Source organism: Micromonospora arida, assembly GCF_042873195.1.
GTDB classification, from domain to species: Bacteria; Actinomycetota; Actinomycetes; order Mycobacteriales; family Micromonosporaceae; genus Micromonospora; species Micromonospora arida.
Genome location: NZ_JBIALC010000005.1, coordinates 73,125 through 87,426 on the forward strand (window position 1 = coordinate 73,125; position 14,302 = coordinate 87,426).

At 73.4% G+C, this 14,302-nt stretch carries 11 protein-coding genes; 1 reads left to right on the top strand and 10 read right to left on the bottom strand.

Going from position 1 to position 14,302, the window contains the following annotated elements; translation table 11 throughout:
* Positions 1-62: 62 nt before the first annotated feature.
* The 6 genes from alaS to ACFYP0_RS17220 form a co-directional block, all read right to left on the bottom strand.
* A complete protein-coding gene (gene alaS, locus ACFYP0_RS17195; protein ID WP_386996690.1) occupies positions 63-2,741 on the bottom strand; it encodes an alanine--tRNA ligase in 2,679 nt (892 codons plus the stop codon).
* Entirely contained in the window at positions 2,738-3,043 is a 306-nt protein-coding gene (locus ACFYP0_RS17200) for a hypothetical protein (RefSeq protein ID WP_386996693.1), read from the bottom strand. The genes alaS and ACFYP0_RS17200 overlap by 4 nt, the downstream gene beginning before the upstream one ends.
* 30 nt (positions 3,044-3,073) lie before the next feature.
* Entirely contained in the window at positions 3,074-3,538 is a 465-nt protein-coding gene (locus ACFYP0_RS17205) for a DUF948 domain-containing protein (protein WP_124857571.1), read from the bottom strand.
* A gap of 149 nt (positions 3,539-3,687) precedes the next feature.
* Positions 3,688-4,383, bottom strand: a complete 696-nt coding sequence (locus ACFYP0_RS17210) for a hypothetical protein (protein ID WP_124857588.1) — start codon at positions 4,381-4,383, stop codon at positions 3,688-3,690.
* A gap of 2,471 nt (positions 4,384-6,854) precedes the next feature.
* The gene (locus ACFYP0_RS17215; protein ID WP_386996697.1) at positions 6,855-8,393 is read right to left on the bottom strand and encodes a replication-associated recombination protein A; all 1,539 of its coding nucleotides are present in this window, start codon (positions 8,391-8,393) and stop codon (positions 6,855-6,857) included.
* 74 nt (positions 8,394-8,467) lie between these two features.
* Entirely contained in the window at positions 8,468-8,680 is a 213-nt protein-coding gene (locus ACFYP0_RS17220) for a hypothetical protein (RefSeq protein WP_124855015.1), read from the bottom strand.
* Between the two features lie 147 nt (positions 8,681-8,827).
* Here ACFYP0_RS17220 and ACFYP0_RS17225 point away from each other — a divergent pair, with 147 nt between their 5' ends.
* On the top strand, positions 8,828-9,568 hold the full coding sequence (locus ACFYP0_RS17225; RefSeq protein ID WP_124855017.1) for a GNAT family N-acetyltransferase: 741 nt from the start codon (positions 8,828-8,830) through the stop codon (positions 9,566-9,568).
* Positions 9,569-9,603: 35 nt separating this feature from the next.
* Here ACFYP0_RS17225 and ACFYP0_RS17230 read toward each other — a convergent pair whose 3' ends face one another.
* The 4 genes from ACFYP0_RS17230 to aspS all read right to left on the bottom strand — a co-directional run bounded on the left by ACFYP0_RS17230 (position 9,604) and on the right by aspS (position 14,276).
* The gene (locus ACFYP0_RS17230) at positions 9,604-10,890 is read right to left on the bottom strand and encodes an MFS transporter (RefSeq protein WP_124855019.1); all 1,287 of its coding nucleotides are present in this window, start codon (positions 10,888-10,890) and stop codon (positions 9,604-9,606) included.
* The gene (locus ACFYP0_RS17235) at positions 10,887-11,495 is read right to left on the bottom strand and encodes an ArsR/SmtB family transcription factor (protein ID WP_124855021.1); all 609 of its coding nucleotides are present in this window, start codon (positions 11,493-11,495) and stop codon (positions 10,887-10,889) included. The genes ACFYP0_RS17230 and ACFYP0_RS17235 overlap by 4 nt, the downstream gene beginning before the upstream one ends.
* 62 nt (positions 11,496-11,557) lie before the next feature.
* Positions 11,558-12,367, bottom strand: a complete 810-nt coding sequence (locus tag ACFYP0_RS17240) for an SDR family oxidoreductase (protein ID WP_124855023.1) — start codon at positions 12,365-12,367, stop codon at positions 11,558-11,560.
* 103 nt (positions 12,368-12,470) lie between these two features.
* Positions 12,471-14,276: an aspartate--tRNA ligase gene (aspS, locus tag ACFYP0_RS17245; RefSeq protein WP_124855025.1), complete on the bottom strand. Its 1,806-nt coding sequence runs from the start codon at positions 14,274-14,276 to the stop codon at positions 12,471-12,473.
* Between the last annotated feature and the right edge of the window lie 26 nt (positions 14,277-14,302).

The window sequence follows — 14,302 nt, forward strand, 5'->3', positions numbered from 1 at the left end:
CACCAGCCGGAAACGAACCAGGGCGGACCGATCGGCCCGCCCTGACTCACAGTGATGATCCATCACGCCTCAGTGATCGCCTTCTCGACGGTGAGCAGCAGGTTCGGCGCCTCGGCCGCCGGCAGACCGCCGCCCTGGGCCAGGTCGGGGCTGCCTCCTCCGCGCCCGGAGAACGCCGCCTTCACCAGATCCGACGCGGCCAGGCCACGGCTGCGCGCCGCCGCGTTGACCGCGACCACCAGGGACGCCTTGCCGTTCGACCGCGCCGCCACCGCGACGACCGCCGGCCGCGCCGGGTCGATCTTGCCGCGGATCTCCTGGGCCAGGGTGCGCACGTCGTTGCCGGCCGCGCCCTCCGGCGCCTCGGTGCCCACGTACGCGACCCCGCGCACGTCCTTGGCCTGCGCCGCGAGCGCTGCCGCGCCACCCAGCACCAGCTGGGCGCGCAGCTTCTCCAGCTCCTTCTCGGCGTCCCGAAGCTGGGTGACCGTCTGCTCCACCCGGTCGGCGACCTGGTCGTTGGGCACCCGGTACAGCTCGGCCAGCCGGGAGACCAGCAGGTGTTCCTTGGCCAGGAAGCCGAAGGCGTCCATGCCGACCAACGCCTCGACCCGGCGGACACCGGAGCCGATCGACGACTCGGAGAGGATCTTCACGAGGCCGAGCTGGGCCGAGCGCGCCACGTGCGTGCCGCCGCACAGCTCCCGGGCGTAGTCACCCACCTCGACGACCCGCACCTCCTCGCCGTACTTCTCGCCGAAGAGCGCCATCGCGCCGATGCGCCGCGCCTCCTCCAACGAGGTGATGAAGGCGTGCACCTCCAGGTCGGCCAGGAGCACCTCGTTGACCTGCTGCTCCACATCGCGCAGGACGCTCGGCGACACCCCGGTCGGGGTGTTGAAGTCGAACCGGAGCCGACCGGGGGCGTTCAGCGACCCGGCCTGCGTGGCGGACTCTCCGAGGAAGTTCCGCATGGTCTGGTGCACCAGGTGCGTGGCGGTGTGCGACCGGGAGATCGCCCGACGTCGGGTCGTGTCGATCTCGGCGAAGCCGGCCTCACCGGCGCGTACCTCGCCCCGGATCACCCGGGCGCGGTGCACGATCAGACCGGGCACCGGCTGCTGCACGTCGAGCACCTCGACCTGCCCGCCACCAACCGTGATCATGCCCTGGTCGGGCTGCTGCCCACCGCCCTCGGCGTAGAACGGGGTGGTGTCCAGCACCAGCTCGATGGTGTCGCCCTCGGTCGCCGCCTGACGCGGGCCGTCGGCGCCGAGCAGCGCCCGCACCGTCGACTCGCGGGACACCTCGCTGTACCCGGTGAACGTCACCGGACCACCCGCGTCGAGCACCGACCGGTACGCCGACAGGTCGACGTGCCCCGTCTTGCGGGCCTGCGCGTCCGCCTTCGCCCGGGTCCGCTGGTCGGCCATCAGCCGCCGGAACCCCTCGTCGTCGACAGTGAGGCCCTGCTCCGCGGCGATCTCCAGGGTCAGATCGATCGGGAAGCCGTAGGTGTCGTGCAGCTGGAACGCCTTCGCCCCGGACAACGCCGAGCCGCCCGCCGTGCGGGTCTCCGCGATCGCGGTGTCCAGGATCGTGGTGCCCGCCCGCAGGGTGGACAGGAACGCCTCCTCCTCCGCGTACGCGTAATCCGCGATCCGGGCGAAGTCGGTCGCCAGCTCCGGGTACGACGGCGCCATGCAGTCCCGGGCCACCGGCAGCAGCTCGGGCAGCGCCCGCTCCTGCCAGCCCAGCAGCCGGATCGACCGGATCGCGCGGCGCATGATCCGGCGCAGCACGTACCCGCGACCCTCGTTCGACGGGGTCACGCCGTCGCCGATCAGCATCAGCGCGGTCCGCACGTGATCCGCGATCACCCGCAGCCGGACGTCGTCCGGGTGCGACTCGCTGGCCACATGCCCGGAGTGCGCGCCGTACCGCTTACCGGTCAGCTCGGCCGCCCGGGCCAGGATCGGCCGCACCTCGTCGATCTCGTACAGGTTGTCGACACCCTGCAGGATCGAGGCCATCCGCTCCAGGCCCATGCCGGTGTCGATGTTCTTCGCCGGCAGGTCACCCAGGATCGGGTAGTCCTCCTTGGTGGTGCCCGGACCCCGCTCGAACTGCATGAAGACGAGGTTCCAGTACTCCATGTACCGATCCTCGTCGACCGCCGGGCCACCCTCACGCCCGTACTCCGGGCCCCGGTCGTAGAACAGCTCCGACGACGGACCGCACGGCCCGGGAATGCCCATCGACCAGAAGTTGTCCGCCTTGCCCCGGCGGACGATCCGCTCGGCCGGCACGCCCACCGACCGCCAGATCTCGTACGCCTCGTCGTCGTCGAGGTAGATCGTCGGCCAGATCCGCTCCGGATCCAGCCCGTAACCACCCTCGGCGATCGGCTTCGTGGACAACTCCCAGGCCAGCGGGATCGCGCCGGCCTTGAAGTAGTCACCGAAGGAGAAGTTGCCGTTCATCTGGAAGAACGTGCCGTGCCGGCTGGTCTTACCGACCTCGTCGATGTCCGGGGTACGGATGCACTTCTGCACGCTGACCGCCCGCTGGTACGCGGGCGTCTGCTGACCCAGAAAGTACGGGACGAACTGCACCATGCCGGCGTTGACGAACAGCAGGTTCGGGTCGCTGATGGCGGGCAGCGGAGCGGACGGCACCACGGCGTGGCCATTCGCCTCGAAATGCGCGAGGTACCGCCGCTTGATCTCCGCCGTCTTCATCGCTGGTGTTCCTCCGGAAAGATTTCTCGATCGCCGATTCGCGGGTCTTCCCGCAGGTCGGCGAACTTGTCGTCGAACGCCTCGCCCTGGGCGAACGCCTGGTGGATCTCCTGCTCGCGTTCGGCCATCCCGACCCGGACGTCCTCCACGAAACTACGCAGCGACTCGACGAGCCCGCCAGCGGATTCCGTCACCGAGTTGGCGATGCCCGCCGGCGTGTACGCCTGCGCGGTACGGGTCGCCTTGCGGACCACGATCACACCGACGGCCACCCCGATGCCGAGCCAGAACAAGCGCCTCATGTCCCGCTACCTCCTGGTGCGCCGGGCCGGTCAGCTGTTGCCGCGTCGCGCGGCCCGTCGCTGCTGCTTGATGGTGTCGCGTACCTCGCGCTCGGTCTCGGCGTGCCGGCGGCCGGCAGCGGCCTTACGCACGCCGTAGCCGAACGCGGCCACCTTGACCAGGGGGTTGGCGGCCGCGGCGGACACGACGGTGGCCAGGTTGGCGACGTTGGCGGTCACGTTCTGCGCGTGGCTGGTCATGGTGTCGACCTTGGCCAGCTGGAGGTTCACACCGTCGAGCGAGGTCTGCACCTGCTCCAGCGCGACGTTGACGTTCTTCACCGTGGTGTTCACGTCACCGAGCAGCGGCGCGGTCCGATCGTTCAGATCGTTGATCATGCGGGTGGTGGCGTCAACCGTGTGCCGCAGCCGCAGGATGGGCAGCGTCAGGATGAGCACCAGCACCGCGAACGCGGATGCCGCGATCAGCGCCGCGATCGGTCCAATGTCGCCCACGCCTGTCCTCCTCAAGCAGAGTTCCGCAGGACCCGACGTCCCCGGAACGCACAACCATGCCACCCGTACCGGCCGCCGAGCCGTCGGCAGTCACCGGTAGCGGGCGTGCCCGCCAGCCCCAGACCCTACCGTCCGTGATGGAGATCGGCTCAGGACGGTGAGGGTGTCAGCTCACCCAGCGGATCCGCACTGACCGTTGGGAACGGATCCTCACCGGTCAGTGACGGGTCGGTGGTCGGCTGCGGCCTGGTCCGCTCGTCGTCGATCGCATTGCGCACCTTCACCGACACCAACGAGCCGGTGCACTCGGTCGCAGCGGCCGACGGGTCGCCGGACGGCACGACCGCCGGCTCGCCGTCCACCGGCGGCGGCACACAGGTCGGGTCGCGTACCCACAGGTCGAGGGTCAACTCGTCGCGACGCCAGCAGGTGTAGCTGCCCTTCGTCTGCTGCTCCGGGCAGCGGCTCACCTTCCATGGCTGCCACCCTTCCCGGCGCAGCGCGTCCTCATAGACCTGCGCCGTCTCCTTGGGCGCCTTCTCCGAGGTCACGGTGCGCTCACGCAGCCGGCAGTCGAGCAGGCACCAGCGGCTGCCGCTGACGTCGTCGACCGTCTTCGCGGCCGCCCAGGCGGGCACGCCGAGCTGGTCCAGGTTGTCGAAGACCGGGTCACGGCTCAGCGTGCGGATGCCGAAGAAGAGCGGCACCGCGCCGAGCAGCACGACGCTGACCAGCACCAACACCGCCGCGCGCAGGCGACGTCGTTCGCGGGTCTGCCGACGTTCCTCGGAACGGGCACCCGGTGCGGCGTCGTCGTCCGGCGCGTCCTGACCGGCCGAGCGCAGCGCCGGCCCGTCGGAGGGATCCGGTGCCGGCCGGTCCACCGGGCCGGACACGGCGGGCACCACGGCGGCGGCACGGGCCACGCCGACGGGCTCGCCGGCACGCCCGGGCGGTGGCACGGGCACGACACCGCTCGGCTCGGCACGGCCGGGCTCCCGATTCGGAGGCAGGGCGCGTCCGGCGGCACGGTCGGCCGACGCGGGTCGCCCGGCCGACGCAGCACCACGGGCCGGCCCGGGCTCACCGGCCGGCCGGTCGTCGGTTGCCGGCTGCCCGCCGGGAGGGCGGACGGCGGCACGAGCCGGACCATCCGGACGGGAACGCGGCGGACCATCCACACCCGGCGGCACCGCCGCGCGAGCCGGACCATCCGGACGGGTTGCGTCCCGGGGTGCCGCCTCGCCACCCGGACCGGGACGCAGTGGGCCGTCAGCGCCACGGCGTCCGGTGCCGGGTGCCGGCGCATCGCCCGGGATGGGGCGGGCCCGGCCGGGTGGGACGGAGCGGGCAGCTCCCCGAGCAGCGGGACCGGCGCCGGGTCGACCACCGGCGTACGGGTCGTCGCCGTGGTCGCTCGCGGGCCCCTGTCGACCGGGGACAGCCGTACCGTCGGGGCCGGGCGCGGCCGGTGGACGACGTCGCCGGCCGGTCGGGTCCAAGGCGGGCGGTGCGTCCGGGCCGGGCCCCGCCACGGCACGGCCGCGCTGACCGGTGGCGTCCGGAGCGGGCACCGCCGCAGCGCCCCGCCCACGCGCGGGCCGGTCGCCGGGCGGCGAGGGGTAGGTCAGGGCCTGCTCTCCGGTGGAGCCCGACGCGTCGGGCCGGACGGCGCGACGACCGGTCGGTGCGTCCGCGCCGGGGTCGACCGGCGGGCCGACGGGCCGGCGGGCGGCGGTGCGTTCCGCGGCCGGGTCTGGCACGGCGAGCCGACCGGACGCCTGCTCGGTGAGGTCTCCCGGCCCGGTGGGCGGCGCCGGACGGCGGCCCCCGGCCGGTGGACTGCCGTCTCGGCGGTTGACCACCGGCAGGCCGGGGTCGGTGTGTGGCAGGCGGCCGGCCTGGCGGAGCCAGTCCGCGGGCCGCTCCGGGCGGTCCAGGCGGGGTTCGCCGCCGGGCGGCGTTCGGCGTTCCGGTTCACCGGAGACGACCCGGCGGCGACCGGTGCCGTCGGCGGGGCCGGTGGTGGGCAGGGCGCCGCTGTGCGCGCCGGTCGCCTCGGGCACCGACGACGCGTTCCCCGAGCGGGGCACGGGTGGCGCGTTCCCCGAGCGGGGCACCACCGGCTCGTCGGGTTCCGCGGCGCGGCGACGCCCGCCGGCTGTCGGACGGGGACCTTCGGAAGCGCGCCCGGCGGGCTCGGGCGCACCGGGGTCGGCGGGGCCCGGACGACGCCGGGCGGTGCGGGGGTCACGGTCGCTGGCGGGGTCGGGCCGCAGGCCCTCCGCGGTCGGCGGCACGACGCCGGCCGGCGGCACGACGCCGGCCGGCGGCACGACGCCGGCCGGCGCGCCGTCGAAGCGGGCCGGCCCGGGGGCGGCGGATGCTCCGGTGGCCCGCGCCGGGTCGGGTGCCGAGCCGGCGGCGCGGCGACCGGCGGGCGTGCCGTCGGCGGGCGGTCGGGCACGGGCGGGTTCGACCGGTTGCTCCGGGCCGGGTCGGCGGACCGGCGGACCGGCATCCGGACGGCGCAGCGGCGGCATGCCGTCGGGATGGCCGCCGGGTGCGGCGGGGTCCTGATGACGGCCCGGCGGAACAGCGGCGTCCGGACGACGGACCGGCGAGGCGGGGGCGTCCGGGCGACGACCGGCCGGGGGGCCTGAGGTCGGTGGGCCCACGGGTGGGCCGGGAGGGGCTGCCGCACCGCGTGAACGGGCCGAGCCGCCGGGCGCGTCGGCTGCCGGACGAGGCCCCTGCGGACCGGCCGGGTCACTCCCGCCCGGGCGAGCGGCGGGTGGCGGCGGTGGTACGGCAGCGCGGGCACCGGGCACCGGCTGCACGCCGCGGCGCGGCGGCTGACCCGGTGCGGGGCCGGCGGCGGGTGGCCGGTTGTCCGGGCGACGACTCGCTGGCGGCGTCTCCCCGGGCCAGGGCCCGTCGACCGGTCGACGGGCGGCGGCACCGCCAGGTTCGCTCTGGCGCGGGGCCGGCGGTGCCGAGGACTCCGGCGCACTGCCGCGCGCACCGGCCGGCTCTCCCGGCGTACGCGGGGTGGGTTGTGCCGGCGGTCCGGCCGGGTCTGCCGGCAGCATGCCAGCACGGGGCCGGTTCGGCTCCGCCGGTGCGCCGTCCGGGCCCAGCTCGGTGCGTTGCTGCTTGGCCGAGCGCAGGTCGTCGATCCAGCCGAACTCCTCGCCGGCTACCGGCTGCTCCGGCTCGGGCTCGGCTGGCCGGCCGCGACCCCAACGGCGGGTCTTGGCGCGGGGATCGCGCCGCTCGTCCGGGCCCTCGTCCGGGCGGTCCCCACCACGCGATCTCACTGTTGACCCTCTCCTGCGGCGTCGGTGCCGCTGTCCTGCATCGTGCCGGAGGCACCCGTGCCCGTCGTCGGACGGGCGGCCCCCGGGGATAGCGCTGGCGCGGTCTGCGCCGTTACGGACGGCTCGGCTGTCGGCGTCTGCGGGCGGGCGGCCGGGGCCGGCAGGCCACGCACGATCCGGCGCAGCAGCGGCAACCGGCTGGCCACCGACCGCTCCGCGCCGTGCGGGCTGGGCTGGTAGTAGTCGGTGCCCACCAGGTCGTCCGGGACGTACTGCTGGGTGACCACGCCGCGCTGGTCGTCGTGCGGGTAGCGGTAGCCGGTCCCGTGGCCCAACCCTCGGGCGCCGGCGTAGTGCGCGTCGCGCAGCCCTCGCGGCACCGGGCCACCGCGACCGGCCCGGACGTCGGCGATGGCGGCGCCGATGGCGGTGGTGGCCGAGTTCGACTTGGGCGCAGTGGCCAGGTGGATCACCGCCTGGGCGAGGTTGAGCTGCGCTTCGGGCAACCCGACGTACTCGACCGCGTGCGCGGCGGCGGTCGCCACGCTCAGCGCACTGGGATCGGCCATGCCCACGTCCTCGCTCGCGAAGATGACCAGACGACGGGCGATGAACCGGGCGTCCTCACCGGCGACCAACATGCGGGCCAGCCAGTGCACCGCCGCGTCCACGTCCGAGCCGCGCATGCTCTTGATGAAGGCGCTGACCACGTCGTAGTGGGCGTCGCCGTCGCGGTCGTAGCGCACCGCCGCCACATCGACCGCCTGCTCGGCGGTGGCGAGGTCGATCCGCCCGCCGCCGAGGGCCGTGGCGGAGGCCGCCGCCGCCTCCAGGGCGGTGAGTGCCTTACGGACGTCACCGGCGGCCAACCGGACCAGGTGATCCTCGGCCTCGGTGGTCAGGGTCAGTGTGCCGTCCAGGCCACGCTTGTCGGCGACCGCCCGGCGCAGCAGGCCCCGCACCGCCTCGTCGTCCAACGGTTGCAGGGTGAGCAGCACGCACCGCGACAGCAGCGGGGAGATGACCGAGAAGTACGGGTTCTCGGTGGTGGCCGCCAGCAGGGTGACAGTGCGGTCCTCGACGGCGGCGAGCAGCGAATCCTGTTGGGTCTTGCTGAACCGGTGCACCTCGTCGATGAAGAGCACGGTCTGCGGACCGCCGGAACGGCGCTGGCGGCGCGCCGCCTCGATCACCGCCCGGACGTCCTTCACGCCGGCGGAGAGCGCCGACATGGCCACGAAGCGGCGGTCGGTGGCCCCGGCCACCAGGTGCGCGATGGTGGTCTTGCCGCTGCCCGGCGGGCCCCAGAGGATCACCGACATCGGAGCCCCGCCGGAGACCAGTTGCCGCAGGGGTGCGCCGGGAGCGAGCAGGTGCTCCTGCCCGACCAGTTCGTCGAGGGTCACCGGGCGCATCCGGACGGGCAGGGGCGAATCGTCGGCCACCGCGGTGAAGCCGTCGACACCGGCGGGACCGTCGGGCGCGCTGCGCGACCCGGCGGGTTCACCGAGGGAGAAGAGGGCGTCGGACTCCATCACGAAGACAGTACCGGGCCGGGCCCACGGCGCCGGAATCGCGCCGCAGGCCCGCCACCGGTGATCGGTTCCGGTCAGCCACGCCCGGGACGACGGCCCCGGTACCAACGGCCGCCGCCGCCGCCGCGCGGGCCGCTGCCGACGCCGGCCAGGTAGAGCGAGAGCAGGAGCAGTCCGATGAGCACGAGGGTGTTCCAGTTGAACAGGTCGGGTGCGCCGAAGTCGGTGCCGAGCAGGTCGAGCAGCAGGGCAAAGCCAAAAACGATGGCCGCGAGAATGGCGAGCATGTCGGTCCTCCGGTGGGGGTTCCCAGTAGGTCGGCGCGTGATGTACCCAATCGGTCGACTCGTCAATCTCCACGGTGGAGACGGCCACGCCGCGAGGGCCCGGCGGAGGCAATCGACCCCCGGCTCCTAGGCCTTAGGCTGGACCGCATGATCATCGACGACCGGGTGCTCCAGGACCGGAGCGCCATCCTGGCCGCCGTCGGCCATCACCCGTTCGCCCGGCACGCGCTCGGGCGGGCCGTGCCGGCGCGCGCGTACCAGCGTGATGGCGCCGTGCTGTGGTTGGTGCCGCCGGAGTACGGACCGGCTGGCTGCGCGATCGGTCCGGTCGAACCGGCGCTGGAGATCTGTGCAGCGCTCGCCGCCGATGGAATGCTCCAGCCCGGACAGCGGCTGCACCTGCCTCGACACGATCGCGGTCGGCTGGTCGATCGGCTGGCGGTGGCCGAGCACAGCGACTGGGACTTCCACTGGACCGACACGGCGCCGCCGGCGCAGCCGGACGAACAAGCGGTGGTCCGCCTCACCGCCGCCGACCAGCCGGCGCTGGCGGCACTCGTCGAAGAGTCGTTCCCCACCAGCACCTCCCAGCCGGGCGACCCACGGGTGGTCGACTGGTACGGCATCTGGGCCGGCGACCGGTTGGTGGCGTGCGGCGCGGACCGTAGCCAGGATGACATCGGCTTCCTGGCCGGCCTGACCGTCGCTCCCGACCAACGCGGTCGAGGGCTGGGCGCGTCCCTGACCGCCGGGATGACCCGGGCGCTACTCGCACGTCACGACCTGGTCGGGCTCGGCGTCTACACGCACAACGTCGGTGCGGCGCGGCTCTACCGTCGGCTCGGCTATACCTCCACCCTTGCGCTCAGCTCGATCCGCCTCGCCTGACCGGCCCGCCGTCCGGCCAGGCGAGAGGGCTATCGCTAACGGTCGGTGGCGGGCACCGGGACCGCGGTCGGCTCGACGGCCGGGGCGGCCCGACGGCCGGCCAGCCAGGCGGGCAGGTAGAGCGGGGCGGCGACGGCCAACACCACAGCGCCGACCACCATCGCGGTGCTGACGCTGGTGGCGGCGGCGAGCGCGGTCAGCACCACCCCGCCGAGCGCGCCGGCCGGTTGCCCCATCATCGAGTTCAGCGAGAGCACGCTGGTCCGGTACGGGCCGTCGACCTGCCGGTGCAGCAGCCCACTGTGCAACGGGTTGGACGCTCCGTGCACCGCGTAGCAGGCGAGGTAGGCCACCAGCACGCCGACCGGCCCCGCGAACAACCCCATCCCGACCACAGTCACGCCCTGCAGGACGCGGAGCAGGGCCGCACCCGGAGCGGCGCCGAACCAGCGCAGCAGCAGTGGGGTCAGTGCCGCGCCGGCGGCCGACGCGAGCCAGGCGGCCGAGTTCGCCGGCCCGAGCAGCACCGCGGCGCGTTCCGGATCACCGATCACCTCGGCGAGTCGGACCGGCAGCAGCGACTCGAAGGTGACCATGCCGAAGCCCCAGAACAGCTCGACGGCCACCAACGCCAGCAGCACCCGGGAACGCCGCAGCAGCCCGACGGCCTGGCCGATCATCCGGGGCGCCTGGACCACCGAGGCCCGCATCGCCGCGACCCCGGTGGCCGGCCGCTCCTCGACCAGCAGCACCACGAGCGCGACGAGCGCCGCCGCCTGCGCCACGATGGCGGCCAGCACGGGCACCGTGAGCGCGGAGACCGGCCCGATCGGGCCGAGCGCGATGAGACCACCGCTGAGCAGCGCGCCTCCGCCGATGGCGCCGCCGACGACGGTGCCGGCGTAGCCGAGGCCACGCTCGTACTCGGCCTGCGGGTCGGCGGCCAGGGTGGCGTCGACGTACCAGGACTCCAACGGGCCGCTGTCCAACGCCCGGTAGATGCCCTGCAGAGCCCAGACCACGAAGAACAGCGCGAACGAGTCGGCCACGGCGAACAGCGCGAGGGAGACAAGGTTGAGCACCCCGGCGGCGAGCAGCACCGGTCGACGACCGAGAGCGTCGGCGAACCCGCCGGTGGGCAACTCCAGCGCCAGCACCAGCAGCCCCTGAGCCGTGCCGACCAGGCCGATCTGCGGCAGCGACAGGCCGCGCTCCTGCATCAGCAGGATCATCACCGGGATCATCAGCCCCGTGGGCAGCCAGCGCAGACCGTAGAGCGTGAGGTAACGACGCCGAACCTGGCGTACGGTCAGCGCGCTCACCGGAGGCCCTCGCGCAACGGGTAGGCGGCCAGGAAGACCTGCACCGGGCGGGCCTCCGGGTCGGTAGGGGCGTCGGGTTGGGCCTCGCGGTGGTAGCGCTCCAGCACCTGCCACACCTCCGCCTTGAGCTCCTCCAGTCTGGCGGGCGGGATGGTCATGAAGATGTCGCCCATGCCGAAGCCGTCCCGCCAGGCGGGTGACCACTCGTGCTGGGTGGCGAACCAGCGGTCGGCGGTCTCGACGAGGAGACGTACCTGGTCGCCCTGGATCCACTCGATCGCGGCTCGGGCGTCGGGGTCGTCATCGAAGTCGCTCGGCTCCCAGTTGGTGACGTCGTGCGCCGCCTGCCACCAACGTTGCCGCCCGGTGCCTCGGTCGGGATCCTCGATGACGAGCCCGACCTCGGCGAGTTGACGCAGGTGGTAGCTGGTCGCGCCGGTGTTTGTGCCGAGCAGTTCGGCGAGGGTGGTGGCGGTGGCGGGCCCCTTCACACGCAGGGCGCCGACCAGCCGCATCCGTAGCGGATGCGCCAGGACCCGGACCTGCCGCTTGTCGATGCGGACCTCACGTAGCGCCGCCCGCTGAGCGTCTTCGTCGTTCGCCATGACTGCACACTATCTCTGCACACTTCTTATGCACAAGAGTTATGCACAAGAAGTGTGCAGGGTCAGGCGAGGAGTTCCCGCACCCCCCGCAACCGCGTCCGCAGCAGACCTGCGGCGCGCGCGCAGTCCAGGCGTACCTCGGTGGGGCCGGCCTGCCCGGCGGCGGCGCTGGTGGTGGTCTTCAGCCCGGCCGCGTCCAACCCGAAATGTCGGGCCACCAGCAGACCCAGCTCGGCACGGCTGACCGCGTCCGCGCCAGCCACGTTGAGCGGGCCGGCGTGGTTGCCGACGACCAGTTCCAGCACGGCGTCGGCCAGGTCGGTGACGTCGATCGGGCAACGGATCATGTCGCTGAACAGCACCGCCCGTCCGGCGAGCGCGTCCCGGCAGAGCTGGATCTGCTTGCTGCCCTCCCCCACGATCAGGGAGGTCCGCACCAGTGTCGCGCCCGGGTCGATCGCGCGAACGGCGGTCTCGGCGGCCGCCTTCGCGGCACCGTACGCGTTCAGCGGGGTGGGCACGTCGTCGTCGGCGTACGGCGTGGGACGGCCGGCGTGCAGCGCGTCACTCGACACGTGCACCAGCCGGGCGCCCACCTCGGCGGCGGCGAGGGCCACGTGCGCTGCCCCGTCGGCGGTGACCGCCCAGTCCCCGTACCGGTAAGGGGTCCCCACCACTGCGTCCGGCCGCACCTCGGCGACCAGTGCGCGCACGGCGGACCGGTCGGTCACGTCCAGCCGTCGTGCCGCGACTCCCGGCACCGCGATCTCACCGGAGTGGAACGTCCCGACAACCGACCACCCGGCGCTGACGCCCCGCCGACAAATCGACCGCCCGAGTAATCCACTACCCCCGACAACAAGCACCCGCATCCCAGCCCACTCCCCCACTACCGCCGACGTCGATCATGAGGTTAACGAGCGACACGCCGTGGCGCGGGCCCGTCAACCTCATGATCGACGGCGCGATAGGGGGTCAGACCGGGTCTGCTACCGGGGCTGCGGGGCCGGCCGTTCCCGTGTGGGCCGCCGGCTGCGGCTTGGGCTTGGCGTCGATGCCGGCCTCGGTGCGCTGCTGGGCGGTGATCGGGGTGGGTGCACTGGTCAGCGGGTCGAAGCCACCCCGGGTCTTCGGGAAGGCGATGACCTCACGGATGGAGTCGGCGCCGGCGAGCAGCATGCAGACCCGGTCCCAGCCGAAGGCGATACCGCCGTGCGGCGGGGCGCCGTACTTGAACGCCTCCAGCAGGAAGCCGAACTTGTCCTGCGCCTCCTCGGGAGTGATGCCGAGCAGGTCGAAGACCCGCTTCTGCACGTCACCCCGGTGGATACGGATCGACCCGCCGCCGATCTCGTTGCCGTTGCAGACGATGTCGTACGCATACGCCAGGGCCCGGTCCGGAGCCTCCTCGAACCGGTCGACCCACTCCGCGTTCGGCGAGGTGAACGGGTGGTGCACGGCCGTCCAACCGCCCTCGTCCGTGCGCTCGAACATCGGCGCGTCGACCACCCAGCAGAACGCCCAGGCGCTCTCGTCGATCAGGCCGGACCGCTTGGCGATCTCGACGCGGGCTGCACCGAGCAGCTCCTGCGCCTCCCGGGTGGTGGCGCTCGCGGCGAAGAAGACCGCGTCGCCCGGCTTGGCGCCGACCGCGTCGGCGAGCCCGCCCAGGTGCTCGGCGGAGAGGTTCTTCGCCACCGGGCCGCGCGCCTCGCCGGTCTCGGCGTCCAGCACCACGTACGCCAGGCCGCGGGCGCCACGCGCCTTCGCCCAGTCCTGCCAGCCGTCCAGCTCCTTGCGGCTCTGCGCCGCGCCTCCCGGCATCACCACCGCGCCGACGTAGCCGCCCGCGTCGATCGCCCCGGCGAAGACCCGGAACTCGGTGCCGCGCAGGTACTCGGTCAGCTCGGTCAGCTCGACGCCGTAGCGCAGGTCCGGCTTGTCCGAGCCGTACCGGGCCATCGCGTCGTGCCAGGTGATCCGCGGGATCGGTCGGGTGATCTCGTGCCCGGCCAGGTCCTTCCACAGCGTGGAGACGATCGCCTCGCCGAGGTCGATCACGTCGTCCTCGGTGACGAACGACATCTCGATGTCGAGCTGGGTGAACTCCGGCTGCCGGTCGGCGCGGAAGTCCTCGTCGCGGTAGCAGCGGGCGATCTGGTAGTACCGCTCCATGCCACCGACCATCAGCAGCTGCTTGAACAGCTGCGGCGACTGCGGCAGCGCGTACCAGCTGCCGGGCTGGAGCCGCACCGGCACCAGGAAGTCGCGGGCGCCCTCCGGCGTCGAGCGGGTCAGCGTCGGCGTCTCGATCTCCAGGAAGTCCCGCTCGTGCAGCACACCCCGGGCGAGCTGGCTGGCGCGCGAGCGCAGCCGCAGCGCGTTCGCCGGGCCGCTGCGGCGCAGGTCCAGGTAGCGGTACCGGAGTCGGATGTCGTCGCCGGCCTCGATCTGGTCGTCCACCGGCAGCGGCAGGGGCGCCGCCTCGGAGAGCACCTCCAGCTCGACGACGGTCACCTCGACCTCGCCGGTGGGCAGCTCCGGGTTCTCGTTGCCGGCCGGGCGACGGGTCACCTCGCCGACGACCTTCACGCAGAACTCGTTGCGCAGCGCGTGCGCATCTTCCTCGCGGAACACCACCTGGACAACACCGGAACCGTCGCGCAGGTCGACGAAGATGACCCCGCCGTGGTCGCGCCGGCGGGCCACCCACCCGGCGAGCGTCACCGTCGTGCCGGCGTCCGTCGCGCGCAAGCTGCCGGCATCATGGGTACGGATCACGACGTGCGTCTCCTCATCTGCGGTGC

Coding starts and splice junctions, on each gene's coding strand:
- alaS (WP_386996690.1), bottom strand. CDS start 2,741: ATGAAGACGGCGGAGATCAAGCGGCGGTACCTCGCGCATTTCGAGGCG.
- ACFYP0_RS17200 (WP_386996693.1), bottom strand. CDS start 3,043: ATGAGGCGCTTGTTCTGGCTCGGCATCGGGGTGGCCGTCGGTGTGATC.
- ACFYP0_RS17215 (WP_386996697.1), bottom strand. CDS start 8,393: ATGGAGTCCGACGCCCTCTTCTCCCTCGGTGAACCCGCCGGGTCGCGC.
- ACFYP0_RS17220 (WP_124855015.1), bottom strand. CDS start 8,680: ATGCTCGCCATTCTCGCGGCCATCGTTTTTGGCTTTGCCCTGCTGCTC.
- ACFYP0_RS17225 (WP_124855017.1), top strand. CDS start 8,828: ATGATCATCGACGACCGGGTGCTCCAGGACCGGAGCGCCATCCTGGCC.
- ACFYP0_RS17235 (WP_124855021.1), bottom strand. CDS start 11,495: ATGGCGAACGACGAAGACGCTCAGCGGGCGGCGCTACGTGAGGTCCGC.
- ACFYP0_RS17240 (WP_124855023.1), bottom strand. CDS start 12,367: ATGCGGGTGCTTGTTGTCGGGGGTAGTGGATTACTCGGGCGGTCGATT.